The organism is Kineosporia corallincola (genome assembly GCF_018499875.1).
Classification (GTDB): domain Bacteria; phylum Actinomycetota; class Actinomycetes; order Actinomycetales; family Kineosporiaceae; genus Kineosporia; species Kineosporia corallincola.
Genome location: NZ_JAHBAY010000017.1, coordinates 16,589 through 31,282, shown reverse-complemented (window position 1 = coordinate 31,282; position 14,694 = coordinate 16,589). Strand labels below are relative to the sequence as shown.

The following is a 14,694-nucleotide window of genomic DNA, read 5'->3' as shown; positions in this document are numbered from 1 at the left end:
CCGCGCGCCCTTCGGCGGATCGGGCAGAAGGAGCGCGGGTGAGCACCGCGTCATGACGTCCTCCGAACAAGGGCTTCTCGCAGGCCGTTACCGCATCGGGCACCTCGTGGGCCGTGGTGGCATGGGTGCGGTCTGGACCGGCTACGACTACGTCCTGAACCGCGAAGTCGCCATCAAGGAACTACCGCCCTCCCCCGGCGTCACCAAGGAACAGCGCGACGAGCTGAACCAGTGGATGCTGCGGGAGGCTCGCGCCGCCGGCCGCATCGATCACCCTTCCGCCGTCACGATCTTCGACGTGTTCCAGGCCGACGACCGGCCGTGGATCGTGATGCAGCTGCTGGTCGGCAAGACGCTGGCCGAGCTCAACGCGAACGAGCCGCTGTCCATCGGCAGCGTCATCGACATCGGCCTCGACCTGCTCGGGGCGCTGCGCGCGGCGCACCACGCCGGGGTGCTGCACCGTGACGTGAAGCCCGCCAACATCATCGTGAGCCCGAACGGCCGTGCGGTGCTGACCGACTTCGGCATCGCCAGCGTCAGCGACGAGACCACGCTGAGTAACACCGGCATGCTCGTCGGCTCGCCCAGTTACATGTCGCCCGAACGCGCCCGGGGGGCCCGTCCCACGCCCGGTGACGACCTGTGGTCGCTGGGAGCCACGTTGTTCGCGGCCACCGAGGGTCAGCCGCCGTTCCGGCGCAACAACCAGATCCTCACCCTGACGGCCATCGTCAACGAGCCCGCCCCGCCCGCCGAGCACGCCGGCCCTCTGGCCCCGGTCATCGCCCGCATGCTGGCGAAAGACCCGGCCCTGCGCCCCGATCTGGCCCGCACCCGGCAGCTGCTGCGCCAGGCCCGGGCCGACCTGGGCGAGCAGAGCGGCGTCGCGCCCGTCCCCCCGGTCACCGAGGTGATCACCGGCGCCGGTGTTCCCGGCACCCTGGTCTCGGGCATCCCGGTCGCTCCCACAACTGGTGACGCCGAAAGCCGCCCGGCCACCCCTACCGCCGACGGTGAACCCGACGACGGCGCCCGTTTCTCCAAGGGCGCGGCCGGTGGCAAGGAGACCGCCGCCGACCCCGAACCGCCGGAAGAGACCCCCGAAGCCCCGCCGGCCGAAGTCCCCGCGCCCGAGGCTCCAGCGACTGCGACGCCGGCCCCCGCCTTACCGCCGAACTCAACCCCTGGCTCCGGCTCTGACTCAACCCCGAGCCCGGCCACGGCATCCGAGGAAGCCGCCTCGTCCCGCGCCGCGTCCGATGTTCCCCCTGCATCAGCAGAATCAGGCACGACGAAATCCACCCCGCACGACGCGCCTCCCTCCGACACCGATGCTGGTGCTGGTGCTGGTGCAGCCGCCACGGGCAAGGTCATCGCCGACGGACCTTCCAGCGGCAAGGCGGCTCCCACCCAGACCGCCGACGGCAAGCTCACCGCCGACGGAACCGCTCCGGACAAGACCTCGCCCGACCAGGCCTCGCCACCGGGCAAGGTCTCGCCCAGGAAGGTCGCGCCCGGCAAGGTCTCGCCCGACCAGGTCTCGCCCGACCAGGTCGCGCCCGGCAAGGTCTCGCCCGACCAGGTCTCGCCCGACCAGGTCGCGCCCGGCAAGGTCTCGCCCGACCAGGTCGCGCCTGGCAAGGCCTCACCCGACCAGACCTCGCCTGGCAAGGTCGCGCCTGGCAAGGCCTCACCCGACCAGACCTCGCCTGGCAAGGTCGCGCCCGACCAGACCTCGCCCGACCAGACCTCGGCTGATGAGGCGTCCGTCGATGAGGCGTCCAGCGGGACTTCGACCGGTGGGACTTCGACCGGTGAGACTCCTGCCGGTGGCGCCACGGCGGGCAAGAACCACACGGCCAAGAGCTCTGCCGCCACGAGTCCCACCGACCAGGCAACCACCACAGACACCAGCCCGAACACCGTGGCCGACGGAGCCGAGGCGACCGACGCGGCGTCCACCACCGGTCAGGACAACGAGGCGTCACCGGGCGAGCACAAGGTGACCACGGTCCCCATCCCGGCCGATCCGGAACCGAACGCCGCCTCCGCCACGCCGTCGTCCCCGGAGACCGGGACCGGGACCGGGGCGGCCTCGTCCGCGGCTCCGGAGACCGGTTCCGCCCTCGACGCCCCGACGGCGGACACCGCATCCCCGACGGGGTCCGACCCGTTGCCCCACGACTCCGCCGACTCCGACGACTCCGACGCGCCGCAGCCCACGCCCACCGCGAGCGCCGGCGAACCGGCCCCGAAGAACGTCCCCGCGCTGAAGCCCACCCCCACCGGCAAGGCCAGGCCGGGCAAGACCGCTTCGCCGGCCCCGGACAGCACGGCGGGTCAGGCGTCCTCGGGCCCGAAGACGGTTTCGCAGTCGAACCTCTCAGCCGCCACGCCGCCCACCTCGCCTCCCGCACCGGCCCTCTCCGGCCCCGCACCCGCCGGCCCGGCCATCGGCAACCCGACGGCAGACACCCCGACCCCCGGCTCACCCCTCACCAGGCAGCCCACGGCCGCATCCGCATCGCCCCCCGCGCCCAGCAGCGCGTCCACCTCCATGCCCGCCTCCGCCACCTCCTTGCCGGCGGGCGGCCCCGCGTCGGCGGCGGGCGCGGAGCGGCCTTCGTCGTCCTCAGGCAAACCACCGGAAAGCCCCTATGCGCGCCTGCTCTCGGCCACGTCGGGCATGCCCGGCGGCTCCCGTCGGCTGATCGCGACGGTGGCGCTGGCCGCCGCCCTGGTGATCGTGGCCGTACTCCTGACCAAGGCCGGGGCGGACGACCCCGACGACGGCGGGTCCACGTCCGCGGCGGCCACGCAGTCCGCCACACCGGCGGCCACGTCTCCGGCGCCGGAGAGCACGTCCGCGGCGCCGGAGAGCACGTCCGCGACGGCTGAGCCGGAACCGACCGAAACCACCAGCGCGGCAGAGGAAACCAGCACGGACGACGGTAAGCCCGAGGACGACGAGAACCAAGACGAGGACGACGAGGACGCCCTGCCCTCGGGATACGTTCTGCGGCACGACAAAACCGGCTTCAGCGTGGCCGTGCCGAAGAGCTGGAAGCGCTCGACCAAGTACAGCAGCGTCTACTACAGCGATCCGGACAGCAGCGCCCACCTCCAGGTCGACACCACCACCACGCCGCAAGACGACGTGCTGGCCGACTGGAAGAGCAAGGAGGGCACCGCGGATCAGCGGTACGCGGGCTACAAGCTGATCCGGCTCAAGCGCGTGGACTACCGCGACTGGGACGCCGCCGACTGGGAATACACCTGGAAGGTCTCCAGCGGCACCCTTCACGTCGTCAACCGCAACATCCGGGTGAGCGACCACCGGGCCTACGCCCTGGTCTGGTCGGTGCCGGCCGGTGACTGGAAGTCGCTGGAGACCGGTTACGAGACGATGCTCAAGACCTTCGAGTCGGCCGACTGATCCCGATCGCCCCGGCCGGGCGCCGCTCTCAGGCGGCGTCCGGCCTGCGGTCCTGGTCGCCGTGCACCACCAGCACCGGGCTGTGCGCGTGCTCGGCGACCTTGGCGCTGACCGAGCCGATCAGCATGCCGGTGAAGCCTCCGTGCCCCCGGCTGCCGACGACCGTCATCAACGCCCCCTCGGACAACCCGATCAGCACCTGGGCGGCGCTGCCCTCACGCACCACCGGCACCAGGTTGCCGGGCACGTTCTCCCCGAAGGTCTCGCTCAGGGCCTGGTCGATCACGCCCCGGGCCACCTCCTGGGCGTTCCAGCCCGGCAGCGGGGGCGCGCCGAAGCCGTAGGGGGCCGGGAAGTCCCACACGATGACCGCCTGGATCTGCGGCACGACATCGCCCGTCACCAGCCCGGCCTGCCTGACGGCCCAGCGCAGCGCCTCCCGGGACGGTTCGGACCCGTCGACACCGACCACGATCCGCGGCCTCACGACAGGTGCACCGGCGTTGGTGCTCATCGTCATCTCCTCCAGATGTGCTCTGCCATGAACACCTTCAGCCTCCGCCCGGCGGTCCCGCGCCGGCAGAGGCCAACGTCCCGCCGGAGGTCGCGATGACGTGCACCGTCAGCGGGTGGCTGCCGCCGTCCGTTCGGGCCGGCGGGTGCCCCGCCCGCATCCTGGCACGGAGTCCCGCGTGTGCCGGGCCCCGGCGGGATCATCAATCGGTGGACGGCGCCGGGCCGGCAGCAGCACCACCGGGCACGTGTACCGGTCCAGCAGATCCCGCACCAGCCGGGAACCCCCGGGCTCACCGTCCGTGCCACCGGCACCGGCCAGCACCACCAGGCCGGCGGCCCCCGCCCGCTCCAGCACCGCCTCCGACGGGGACTGCCGGGTCAGGATGACGCACCAGGCCGAGCCCGGCCCCAGCCCGGCCTCCTCGGTCAGCGCCGTCATCGCGTCGGCCGCGCGATGCAGGGCCTGGGAACGGCTTTCACCCGGCAGCTGGTCGAAGGCGTGCAGCAGGTGCAGCTCGCAACCGCGACGCTGCCGTTCCTCCTCGGCCACCCGGATCACCTCGGCACCGCGCTCGCCGTCCGGCACCGCGGCCAGCACCGGCCCCCACTCACCGATCTCGGCGTCGCGCACCGGCAGCGCCGGCCGCGGCCCCGGCCGGTGCGCGGGCACCACCAGGGTCGGGCAGCTGACCGCCCGGATCAGCAGGCGCCCGGCCGGGTCGTTCCCGAACAGCCCGCCCCGCTGACCGGTGCGGCCCAGCACCAGCCGGGCGGCACCGGCGAAAAGTGGCTCACTCCGCGACACCTCACCATCGTGCAGGTGCACGGTCGAGATCGGCAGGCCGGGATGCCGCACCCGCGCGGCGCGGGCGGCCGCCCGCTGACCCCGGTGCACATCCGGATCGTGCGGCGTGGCCCGGCCCACCGGCCCGGGCGCGGCCACGGTGATCACCACCAGCCGGCCCTGCCGGGCCGCCGCCTCGTCGGCCGCGATCCGCAACGGCCTCGGACTGTCCCATCCCGCGTCGAAACCCAGCAGCACCCCGTCGGATCCACCACGTGGCTGCCCCGGCCCGCTCTGCTCGACGTCCTGCGTCATCGCGCATCTCCTCGTGGATATTCCTGCTCCGAGTCTCGCGCGCCGGTTCCGGTCAGGTCAGGGCTGAACGTCCCGTCGGTCCGGACCACCCGGAAGGTGACCCACATCATCGGCGAGGTAAGAACTTTCGCCGCTCACGGCGTCCCCGGAACAACCGCACCGACCGGCGCGACATGGGGCCTTTGCCCCTTTCGGGACGCCCGGGGCGGGGCGAGCATGACGTTGTCCGGCACCGCGCACCAGCCATCGAGAACCACTCGACGAGGAGAGATCGATCATGGCACCGCAGCCGTCCACCCCACGGGCCCACCCCGAGCGTCCCCCGGCCGGCCACGCCGAAACCAGCTCCCCGGCAACGGTGATCACCACCACCGGCGCCCGGTTGCTGGCCGTACTGAGAATCTGTGTCGGGTTCGTCTTCCTGTGGGCCTGCCTCGACAAGCTGTTCGGCCTGCACTACTCCACCGTCGGCGAAAAGGCCTGGGTCAACGGTGGTTCCCCGACCAAGGGCTTCCTGTCCGGGGTGGCGGTCGGCCCGTTCGAGTCGCTGTTCCACGACTGGGCCGGCGCGACCTGGGCGAACTGGCTGTTCATGCTCGGCCTCGGTGCGATCGGGGTGGCCGCCGTCACCGGCGTCGCCCTGCGGATCGCGGCCGGCAGCGGCACCGCGATGATGCTGCTGATGTGGGCCGCCGAATGGCCGCTGGCCCAGACCACCAGTGCCGGTGAGCCGAGCGGCTCGACCAACCCGCTGATCGACTACCACATCGTCTACGCCCTGGTCCTGATCGTCGCCGCCCTCACCCAGGCCGGCAACACCTGGGGCCTGGGCCGGATCTGGCAGTCCCTGCCGGTGGTGCGGGGCAACCCCTGGCTGAGGTGACGGCCCAGGGAACGGCACGGGACGGCGGGCCGCGCGGCCCGCCGCTCACCCGTTCCGCTCAAGTCCCGCCGCCGCACGCCGACCTTCCGGGGGTGACGGGTGACAAGGGCGCGAGGCGCATTCTGGTCGAGTGGGAGACGCTCGACATCGGCCACCGCAACGTACTGGCGAACCTGGTGCGCGGGGTGGTGTCGTCGCTGGCCGCGCACCGCAACTTCGATTACGAGGTGCTGGCCAACGGTTTCCGGCCGGACGCGACCTGGCCGTCGCGCAACATCAAGCTCAAGGTCGACCGGGTGCCGGTGTCGAAGATGCACCCGATGGTCATCGTCGACCTGGAGGAGGTCTCCGAGCCGACCGCCGTCCTGGTACTGAATGTGGTGCTCAGCGCCGTCGGCGCGCTCTCCACACACGAGGACTTCGAGACGCTCCAGGTCACGATGACCGGCTACCAGCCGATGGCCTGGCCGCTGAACACCTCGACGAGCCGGCTGACGGTGACCCAGACTCACGCCGCCCCGATCTGAGCAGCAGCGCCCCCTGCTGGGCCAGGTGGTCCTGGAGCTCGGCGTGCCGGAACTCGTACAGCATGCCGACCTGCCGCAGCACCTGCCGGTCGTGGGCGTCGGCGAACAGGCCGGCGAACCGGACCCGGCCGAGACCCTTGACCCGCAGCACCATCTCGCCCGCCAGCAGGTGCACCGACGGCCCGGCGTGAATCGCATAGCCCAGCCCGCTGAACAGGGCCGACGCCAGAACGGCGGCCGGGGCACTGCCCGCCCCGAGAATCAGCAGCGAGCCGACCACGGCGGTCAGGCCCACCGTGAGACCCGCCGCGAGACTGAACACCAGGCTCATCGCGGTGAACGCCATCGCCCCGGCGATCAGTGCCGTGGCCACGGCATGACCGGGCCCGGTGGGGTTCCCGCTGCCCAGCAGCACGCAGGCCGCCGCGGTGAGACCGGAGGCGGCCAGGGTGATCAGGCCGCCGGCCACGGCCGAGCGCCAGGCCTGGTCGCTGCTGCCCCGGGCGCCGGCGGCCGGCAACTGCGAGAGCGGGGTGCGCCACAGCTGGAGCACCCCGACGCTGGCCCCGGCCCCGAACCCGGCCAGCGTGCCGTACAGCAGCCCGTCGAAGAGGGCCGGAAACGTGTTCAGCACCGGCAGATCCGCGCGCACGAACAGCAGCAGCCCGGTCAGCAGGGCGGGCACGACCACCGCCGGGGCCGAGCGCAGCAGACCGGCCAGGTCGTCCCGGCCCGGCCCGCGCACCACCATCGACTGCGGCTCGCTCACCGAGCCGGTGCGCAGCTCCGGCACCGAGGCCAGGAACCCGTACAGCAGCCCGCCGAGCACACTCACGCCGAGGGCGATCAGCACCGGCCGGGGCGAGGCCTCGAACCCCTGGCCGGCCCAGTCCGCCAGGCCGGTCAGCACCCCGGTCGGCGGCCCGAACCCGAGGGCGACGGCCAGGCTGCGCTGCCGGCGGGGGATCCAGCCCGGCACCTTCCACCAGGGCAGCGTGCGGGCGTCGCGCATCTGGTGGGCGGTCCAGGCCAGCCAGGTCACCGCCCGCTCGCGTTCCGCCGGGTCGGGGTAGGCCGTCTCGAGGTAGCGGGCCAGCAGATGACGGCGCAGGTGTTCCGGGCCGTCGAAGCGGCCCGGCTCGGTCAGCTCGGCCGGCGACCGGCCCCGGTAGCCGATCCGCGCCAGTGACAGGGTGAGCGGCGAGTTCAGCGTGAGAGCCAGTGCGCCGCCAGGGTTCTCGACCAGGTGACCGACCAGGTCACGCCACTGCGCCACCTGGTCGCGCTGGTCGCGCAGCAGGTAGTCGGCGATCACCGGGGGCGAGGGCGGCAGCAGCTCGACCACCGCCGCGTTGTGCCAGTGCCCGGACGCCGCGGCCTCCCGGTACTCCTGCGGCCGGCTGCTGACCACGATCCGCAGCTGCCCGCCCTCGGCGTCCAGGCGGCGCAGCGCCACCGCCCGGGCGGCGGCCGGCATCTCGTCCAGCCCGTCGAGGAACAGGGCCACCCGCTCGCTCTCCAGCAGGGCGCCGATCGCGTCCGGCCCGTACTCGGCGGCGAGCAGGAACCGGTGGTCGCGGGCCATCACACCGCGCACCCAGGCCAGCAGCGGGGTGCGGTGCGGGTCCCAGCTGCTGAGCGTGAGCCAGACCGGCACGGGCTCTTCGTCGTCCTCCATCAGACTCGCGAGCAGGAGCAGGATCATGGCCGCCGTCTTGCCCGCGCCGGCCGCCCCCAGCACCACCAGACGGCCGTGCGGCAGCCGCACGTAGAGCTAGTCGTGCAGCGAGGTCACCGAGCCCTCGTCGAGGAGGACACCGGGCGAGCCCAGCGTCACCGGTCGCAGGCCGGGCGGCGCCGGGACGGCGATCTCCTCGCGGGGGCCGGCCAGGTCGCCGTCCGCCCACCGCCACCGCACGGTGACCGGGGCGGGCAGCTCGATGCCGCGGGCCCGGGCCTCCCGGCGCCAGGCCTGGCGCAACCGGCCGCGCAGCTGCCCGGCCGCCGCGTCGAGGGCACCCGGTGCCGCCACGCCCTGCCGCTGCGAGAGCCACCAGGTGGCGAGCGCGCCGAGCAGGGAGACGGCCACCGCGATCGGCGCGACGTAGCCCTGCACCACGCTCGCCGTCTGCGCCGGGTCGTGGCCGCGCTCGATCATCACGACCAGTCCCGCACAGCAGCCGACGACCACCAGACCGGCGATCACCGCGAAGGCTGTCCGTACCCGCTGGGTCACACGGGGTGATTATGCCGGACCGGGGCCCGTCATCCCCTCAGATCAGGACGCCGGACAGCACCACTCGCCCCACAGTGCCCAGGTTCACCAGGCCGGCGGGCAGGAGGCAAGATGGGGGACGACGAAGGCCGCGCAGGCGAGACGACATGAAGGGTGGAACCGCATGGTCATGCTCCGGGTCCCCTCCCGACGCCCGGTCCGTGGCACGAACGGAACGCACCTCACACCGCCGGCAGCTTCACCCGACCGGGTCAGCTGCCGATCTGACCTCCCGTGAGCCCCGACCCGAGCCCCGAGCGGTACGCCGACCCGTACGTCGACACCGCCGTCGCCGAGCTCGAGGCAGCCGTCACGGCCTGGGACGAGCCGGACCGGGCGCAGCTGCGCAAGGCCGTCGTCTACGGGATCGAGGCGCACACCGGGCAGAACCGCAAGAGCGGCGAGCCCTACATCACCCATCCCCTGGCCGTCGCGAAGATCGTGGCCGAGCTGGGTGCCGAGCCCGCCACCGTGATCGGTGCCGTGCTGCACGACACGGTCGAGGACACCTGGGTGACGCTCGAAGACGTCGACCGCGAGTTCGGCCCTCAGGTGGCCCTGCTGGTCGACGGCGCGACGAAGGTCGCCGCCGTGCGCGGCGACGACCCCGACCGGGTGGAGGCGTCCCGGCTGCGCAAGCTGTTCGTGGCGCTGGCCGCCGACCCCCGGGTGGTCACGATCAAGCTCGCCGACCGGCTGCACAACCTGCGCACCATCGGCTCGCTGCCCTCGGCCAAGGCCGCCCGGATCGGCCGCGAGTCGCTGGCCATCCACGGGCCGCTGGCACACCGGCTGGGCTTCGCCCTGATGAAGGCCGAGCTGGAGGACAGGGCCTTCGCCGTGGCCCACCCGGACGAGTACCTCGAGCTGATCGCCGACCTGAAAGACCGCCCCTACCTGGAACTCACGCTGCGCGAGGCGATGTCGCGCCTCGGCGACCACCTGGACGCCCACGACGGCGACCGGCCGCACGAGATCACCGGCCGGATCAAGCACCTGTGGAGCATCTACCGCAAGACCGCCGACGCCGGGCGTGACCTGGAGAGCCTGCACGACCTGATCGGCGTGCGCGTGGTGGTGGACGACGTGGAGGACTGCTACCGCGTGCTCGGCCTGGTGCACGCCCTCTGGGAACCCGTGCCGGACCGCTTCAAGGACTACATCGCGCGGCCCAAGTTCAACGCCTACCGGTCGCTGCACACCACGGTGCTGCTGCGTGGGCGCATGGTCGAGGTGCAGGTGCGCACCCGGCGCATGCACGCCGAGGCCGAGCACGGCAGCGCCGCCCACCACGCCTACAAGCAGGGCACGGGCACCGAGCCGCAGTGGCTCTCGCGCGTGCTGGCCTGGCACGACGCCGAAGACAGCGAGTACCTCACCGCCGTCGCCGGCGAGCTCCAGTCGCAGGAGATCTGGGTGCTCACCCCGCAGGGCGACGTGCACTCGCTGCCGGTCGGGGCGTCGGTGGTGGACTTCGCCTACGCCGTGCACTCACAGATCGGCGACCGCTGCTCCGGGGCGAGGGTGAACGGCGCCCTGGTGCCACTGAACACCCGCCTGGTGAGCGGCAACACGGTCGAGATCATCACCCGGCGCACCACCGGCCCGTCGCTGGACTGGCTGGAGTGGACCGTCACCGCCCGCGCCCGCCAGCGCATCCGGGCCTGGCACACCCGGGCCCGGCGAGACAGCGACCGGGCAGCCGGTGAGGCCGCCCTGGTCACCCTGCTCTCGCGCCGCCGGCTGTCCCGGGCCCAGGCTGAGGAGGTGCTGCTGCGCACCGCGAACGTGGACGACCTCGACCTGCTGGCCGAGGAGATCGGCGCCGGCCGGGCCGACGTCACGATGCTGGCCGGGGCCCTGTCCGCGGCGGCCCTGACGGCCTCCGGCACGGTGCCCGAACCGCCCACGGCCAGCATCCCGGCGCTGACGGAACCCGCTGCGGGAGAGGCGGAGACGCCGCCCGGCCCGGCTCCCTCCCCGCCCGGCGTCGCGCCCATGCAGGTGGCCGCGCCGGGCCTGTCCGGTGTGGCCCTGACCTGGCCCGGGTGCTGCCACGCGGTGCCCGGCCACGGCCTGCTCGGCGTTTTGTCCCGAACCCGCGGCGTCGTGGTGCACGCGGGCGACTGCCGCCAGGCCCTGGCCCACCTGGCCAAGGACCCGGCCCGCTCCGCGAGACTGGCCTGGGTGCGGGCCGGTTCGCAGATGTCGGTGATCGAGCTGGTCTGCGAGAACACGCCGGGCATGGTGGCCCGGGTGGTGATCGCCCTGGCCGAGGCCGGTTGCGACATCGAGGCCTCCACCTCGTACATCGGCCAGGACGGCGCCGGGCACCAGACCTACGAGGTGATCCACCCGGACAACCGCGGACAGCTGGCCGGGCGGCTGCGGGAACTGCCGGGGGTGCGCTCGGCGTCGGTGCGCTGAGCCCTCGGCTCAGTCCGGCAGGTCGAGCGCCGCGCACTGCTTGTCCGACGTCCGCCCCTTCACCCGCTTCGGCAGCTTGCCGGTGAGCAGGTAGCGGTCCACCACGCCGTCCACGCAGTCGTTGTCGTTCAGCAGGTCGACGGAGTGCGCCAGGCCACCGGTCACCTCGATCAGCACCGACTTCGGGAACCGGCTGCGCACCTCGAGCGCGCCCGGGTAAGGGGTTGCGGCGTCCCTGGTTTCGTTGATCAGAAGCATGGACGACGAGAGCCTGCCGGTCACGTCCACCCGCGTGCCGGCCCGCCCTTCCCAGTACCGGCAGGGGGCGTTGTACCAGGCGTTCGACCAGGTCATGAACGGCGCCCGGGAATGCATGACGGTGTTGTCCCGCCGCCAGATCGCCCAGTCGCGCGGCCAGGGGGCGTCAGTGCAGACGGTGGCCAGGTAGTTGGCGTAGTCGTTGTCCGACCCGTCGTCCTGTGAATAGGTGCTGTCGAAGCGGGCTTTCAGCGGCTTCCAGTGGCCGTTGTTCACCCAGCCGGAGAACAGCCGGGCGAGATCGGACCAGCTGGAGGTGCCGTACCCGGCGGAGAGGAAGATGTCCGTCCACTCGTCACCACCGATCTGCCCGCCGGCGGCCTTCCGGTCGAGCGCCTTCACCTGCTGGTAGTAGCGCTTTCTCACGGCCTTGGCGGTCTTGCCGAGCCGATAGGTGCCGTGGTGCGCGGCGACCCAGCCGAAGAAGACGCCGAGATTCCGGTCGAATGCCAGGTCCTGGTCGAGATTCGACCGGTACCAGACCTTTTCCGGATTCACCACGCCGTTCAGCACGGCCCGGCGCATCCGGTGCGGATACATCGTGCTGTAGACCTGCCCCAGGTACGACCCCCACGACAGGCCGATGAAGTTGATCTTCTTGCGGCCCAGTGCCTTCCGGATCACCTCCAGGTCACGGGCCGAGTCGGCCGTCGTCACATGGTCCAGCAGTTCGCCTCCGGCCTCGGCACAGTCCTCGGCGTAACCCCGGGCACGGGCGAGCCAGGCCTTCTCCACCGCCCGGCTGCCCGGCACGTACGGCGGCCGGTCGTAGGAGAAGTAGTCGCCGTCACAGCTGAGCGCGGGCCTGCTGGAACCGACGCCGCGCGGGTCGAACCCGATCCAGTCGTAGGCCGCGGACACCTTCTCCTCGAAGATCGCACCGAACGTGGACAGCCCCAGCCCGGAAGCCCCCGGCCCGCCCGGGTTGAGCAGCACGACCCCCTGGTAGGCACTCTTCTTCGCAGTGTGCCTGACCCGCGAGACCGCCAGCTGAATCGTCTTCCCCCGTGGTTTCCCGTAGTCCAGCGGAACTTTCACGAAGGCGCACCGCGCGCCCATCTCCGTCAGGTCCGCGTCGGCGCACCTGCCCCAGACGATCGGTTCCGGCTCGAAGTCCACCGCCGCGTCCACCACGTCCACGGCGTCCACCGAGGACGCCGTGGACGCCGCCGCCCTCTGGTCCCGCGGGACCGGCGCCGCCCCCGCCGCCGTCGCCCCCACCCCTACCGTCGCTGCGACGACCGCCGCCATGATCCTGACTCTCACTGCCCGCCCCAGTTCGCCCGCTCCGCCGGATACCGTTGACTGCGAGTGTTCTGGGTGCGGGCCGTGCGGTCAACGCCACCGTGACCCGGGCCGCTACGACCAGAGTTCGAACGGCTCGTCCACCTGTTCCCCGCGCAGCAGTGGGCCGATCAGGCCGGGCAGCCTGCCGGGGTAGAACCGCTCCCGGCTGACCGGGATGTCGGCCAGGGGCCACCAGCGGTAGCCGAAGTAGTCCTCGAGTTCGTAGTCCAGGCGCCCGGTCTCGTCCACGTCCGGCCCCGACCCGTCCAGCCGTAGCAGCACGATCACCTCGTGCTGGAGGTGCCGCACCTGCCGGTGCCGGAACGACGCCAGGCGCCGCCAGGTGGGCGACCCGATCCGCGAGGGCGCGGCCACGATCCCGGTCTCCTCCCGGATCTCCCGCACCGCCGCCTCCAGATACGTCTCCCCCTCGTCGATCCCGCCGCCCGGCAGCTCCCACCAGGTGCCCAGATCCGGATGCTCCGGGTCGCGGGTGTGCAGCAGCAGGACCCGGTCGTCGGCGTCCAGCACCACCAGGCGCACGGCGCTGCGCTCAAGGATCGGCAGGTCGTCGGGGATGGAGACGGGGCTGGCGTCCATGGCGTCAATGTACCCAGTCGGCGATATGCCCTCGCCATGCACCGGAGCCAGAAGAACCGGACCGCTTCCGCCGTCCTGGCTACTGTCGGCGGATCACTGAAGACGGGTGTTCCCGGGGCCGCGCGGGCGAGATCGTCACGGCCATCATTGCTTTGACCGACAAACTATGCCAAGAAAAAGATTTCACCGAGAAACTTGGGGAGAGCGCGAGGCTCGCGAGCGAGGATGCACTCACTCATGGCTGGGACTGCGTCGCCGGCAACATCGAACTCGCCGGTCAGGCCATCTCGGAAGTGACCGAAGAGATCAGCCGCACGATCGATGACACGTCGACCGCAGCGGCCGCTCTCCGGGAGATCACCGATCTGCTCAGCGCCTCCGAGGTGGCCGAGCGGCTGGAGATCGCCGTAGCGGAACTCGGACACGCCCGCGAGGCACTGGAAGCGTCGTCCCGCCGCGTCGACGAGGCGGCCGGCTACGCCGGACTCGCCGCCTCGGGCTTCCTGACCGGAGCACTGAGCGATCTTCCCGCGGGGCTTCTCGATGTCGCCGGACGAATCGCGACGATCGAGGACTCCACCCGCTCCGAGCTCGATCAGGTCACCCGCTTCGGGGAAGGCGCCGGAGCCACGGCCGGGCCCGGGGTGCCCCTCGGCGTCGATTCGGTCCGGACGTGGATCCGGCAGCTGCCTGAGGAGGGCCACGGGCCTCGGCGCCACGGCGCCCAGGTGTCGCTGCGGCAGCTGACCGATCGCGCGCTGCACCGGATCGACCCGATCACCGGAACCACGGAGGACGGGGTGGCGGCCGGGAAGAATCACCAGTGTTCCCGGGTGGCGACGCGGGTGAACACCGATGCGGCATACGTCTGCGCGGATCGCTACATCCGCGCGACCGCCGAATTCGCCGTGGCACGGGCCGGAGCCCTGACCGAGTCACAGGACTCCTGGATGGTCAGGATCCGGCTGTCCAGGATCTTCGGCCCCACCTATCGGCAGCATGTCTCCGGCGTACGGAGGGAGGGATCCGTCAGCGCTCCCACCGGGAACCCCAGGAAGTGAACCACCGTCCGACGCGGACTTCACGGACGGTTCAATGGTCGCCGTCTACTTGTTCGCCCCGGGCCGGAACGCCAGGCTGCTTACCATGTACCCCGATCCCAGGAAAACAGGTGAGTGAACTGCCCGACGCGGACATCGAGCGTTTCCTTCACGACTCGTCCACCGGCTGGGACTTCGACTCGGACCAGGAGTTCCACGCGCACCTGCTCAGGTACGGGCACCTGCTGTACGGCGACGCGTCACCGGACGCCTCAGCCTGAGC

The 14,694-nt window shown here is 72.1% G+C and carries 12 protein-coding genes; 6 read left to right on the top strand and 6 right to left on the bottom strand.

What is annotated here, in order from left to right:
• Positions 1 to 52 precede the first annotated feature (52 nt).
• A complete protein-coding gene (locus KIH74_RS30900; protein WP_214159939.1) occupies positions 53 to 3,439 on the top strand; it encodes a serine/threonine-protein kinase in 3,387 nt (1,128 codons plus the stop codon).
• A 28-nt stretch (positions 3,440 to 3,467) separates the two neighbouring features.
• On the opposite strand, the gene KIH74_RS30895 is transcribed toward KIH74_RS30900, so the two are convergent.
• Together KIH74_RS30895 and KIH74_RS30890 are read right to left on the bottom strand one after the other, a co-directional pair.
• A complete protein-coding gene (locus KIH74_RS30895; RefSeq protein WP_214159938.1) occupies positions 3,468 to 3,953 on the bottom strand; it encodes a universal stress protein in 486 nt (161 codons plus the stop codon).
• A gap of 108 nt (positions 3,954 to 4,061) precedes the next feature.
• Positions 4,062 to 5,054 (bottom strand): universal stress protein, encoded by a 993-nt coding sequence (locus KIH74_RS30890; RefSeq protein WP_214159937.1) that lies wholly within the window; start codon positions 5,052 to 5,054, stop codon positions 4,062 to 4,064.
• A 277-nt stretch (positions 5,055 to 5,331) separates the two neighbouring features.
• Here KIH74_RS30890 and KIH74_RS30885 point away from each other — a divergent pair, with 277 nt between their 5' ends.
• Positions 5,332 to 5,937, top strand: a complete 606-nt coding sequence (locus tag KIH74_RS30885) for a DoxX family membrane protein (protein ID WP_214159936.1) — start codon at positions 5,332 to 5,334, stop codon at positions 5,935 to 5,937.
• Positions 5,938 to 6,029: 92 nt separating this feature from the next.
• Positions 6,030 to 6,464: a hypothetical protein gene (locus tag KIH74_RS30880; RefSeq protein WP_214159935.1), complete on the top strand. Its 435-nt coding sequence runs from the start codon at positions 6,030 to 6,032 to the stop codon at positions 6,462 to 6,464.
• Here the strand turns inward: KIH74_RS30880 and KIH74_RS30875 are convergent.
• Both KIH74_RS30875 and KIH74_RS30870 read right to left on the bottom strand, forming a co-directional pair.
• Positions 6,373 to 8,232, bottom strand: coding sequence for a hypothetical protein (locus KIH74_RS30875; RefSeq protein ID WP_214159934.1), 1,860 nt, complete (start codon positions 8,230 to 8,232; stop codon positions 6,373 to 6,375). The genes KIH74_RS30880 and KIH74_RS30875 overlap by 92 nt on opposite strands.
• Before the next feature lie 6 nt (positions 8,233 to 8,238).
• Positions 8,239 to 8,700: a hypothetical protein gene (locus tag KIH74_RS30870; RefSeq protein WP_214159933.1), complete on the bottom strand. Its 462-nt coding sequence runs from the start codon at positions 8,698 to 8,700 to the stop codon at positions 8,239 to 8,241.
• A 273-nt stretch (positions 8,701 to 8,973) separates the two neighbouring features.
• Between KIH74_RS30870 and KIH74_RS30865 the strand changes: the two genes are divergently transcribed.
• The gene (locus tag KIH74_RS30865) at positions 8,974 to 11,166 is read left to right on the top strand and encodes a RelA/SpoT family protein (protein WP_214159932.1); all 2,193 of its coding nucleotides are present in this window, start codon (positions 8,974 to 8,976) and stop codon (positions 11,164 to 11,166) included.
• Between the two features lie 9 nt (positions 11,167 to 11,175).
• On the opposite strand, the gene KIH74_RS30860 is transcribed toward KIH74_RS30865, so the two are convergent.
• Positions 11,176 to 12,735: an alpha/beta hydrolase gene (locus KIH74_RS30860; protein WP_214159931.1), complete on the bottom strand. Its 1,560-nt coding sequence runs from the start codon at positions 12,733 to 12,735 to the stop codon at positions 11,176 to 11,178.
• A 108-nt stretch (positions 12,736 to 12,843) separates the two neighbouring features.
• A complete protein-coding gene (locus KIH74_RS30855; protein ID WP_214159930.1) occupies positions 12,844 to 13,371 on the bottom strand; it encodes an NUDIX hydrolase in 528 nt (175 codons plus the stop codon).
• A gap of 152 nt (positions 13,372 to 13,523) precedes the next feature.
• Between KIH74_RS30855 and KIH74_RS30850 the strand changes: the two genes are divergently transcribed.
• Together KIH74_RS30850 and KIH74_RS30845 are read left to right on the top strand one after the other, a co-directional pair.
• Entirely contained in the window at positions 13,524 to 14,432 is a 909-nt protein-coding gene (locus tag KIH74_RS30850) for a hypothetical protein (RefSeq protein WP_214159929.1), read from the top strand.
• A gap of 110 nt (positions 14,433 to 14,542) precedes the next feature.
• Positions 14,543 to 14,692 (top strand): hypothetical protein, encoded by a 150-nt coding sequence (locus KIH74_RS30845; RefSeq protein ID WP_214159928.1) that lies wholly within the window; start codon positions 14,543 to 14,545, stop codon positions 14,690 to 14,692.
• Positions 14,693 to 14,694: the final 2 nt, after the last annotated feature.

Bases quoted from the DNA above. Each gene is read 5' to 3' on its own strand.
- KIH74_RS30890 (WP_214159937.1), bottom strand. From the start codon at position 5,054: ATGACGCAGGACGTCGAGCAGAGCGGGCCGGGGCAGCCACGTGGTGGA.
- KIH74_RS30855 (WP_214159930.1), bottom strand. From the start codon at position 13,371: ATGGACGCCAGCCCCGTCTCCATCCCCGACGACCTGCCGATCCTTGAG.
- KIH74_RS30885 (WP_214159936.1), top strand. From the start codon at position 5,332: ATGGCACCGCAGCCGTCCACCCCACGGGCCCACCCCGAGCGTCCCCCG.
- KIH74_RS30900 (WP_214159939.1), top strand. From the start codon at position 53: ATGACGTCCTCCGAACAAGGGCTTCTCGCAGGCCGTTACCGCATCGGG.
- KIH74_RS30895 (WP_214159938.1), bottom strand. From the start codon at position 3,953: ATGAGCACCAACGCCGGTGCACCTGTCGTGAGGCCGCGGATCGTGGTC.
- KIH74_RS30860 (WP_214159931.1), bottom strand. From the start codon at position 12,735: ATGGCGGCGGTCGTCGCAGCGACGGTAGGGGTGGGGGCGACGGCGGCG.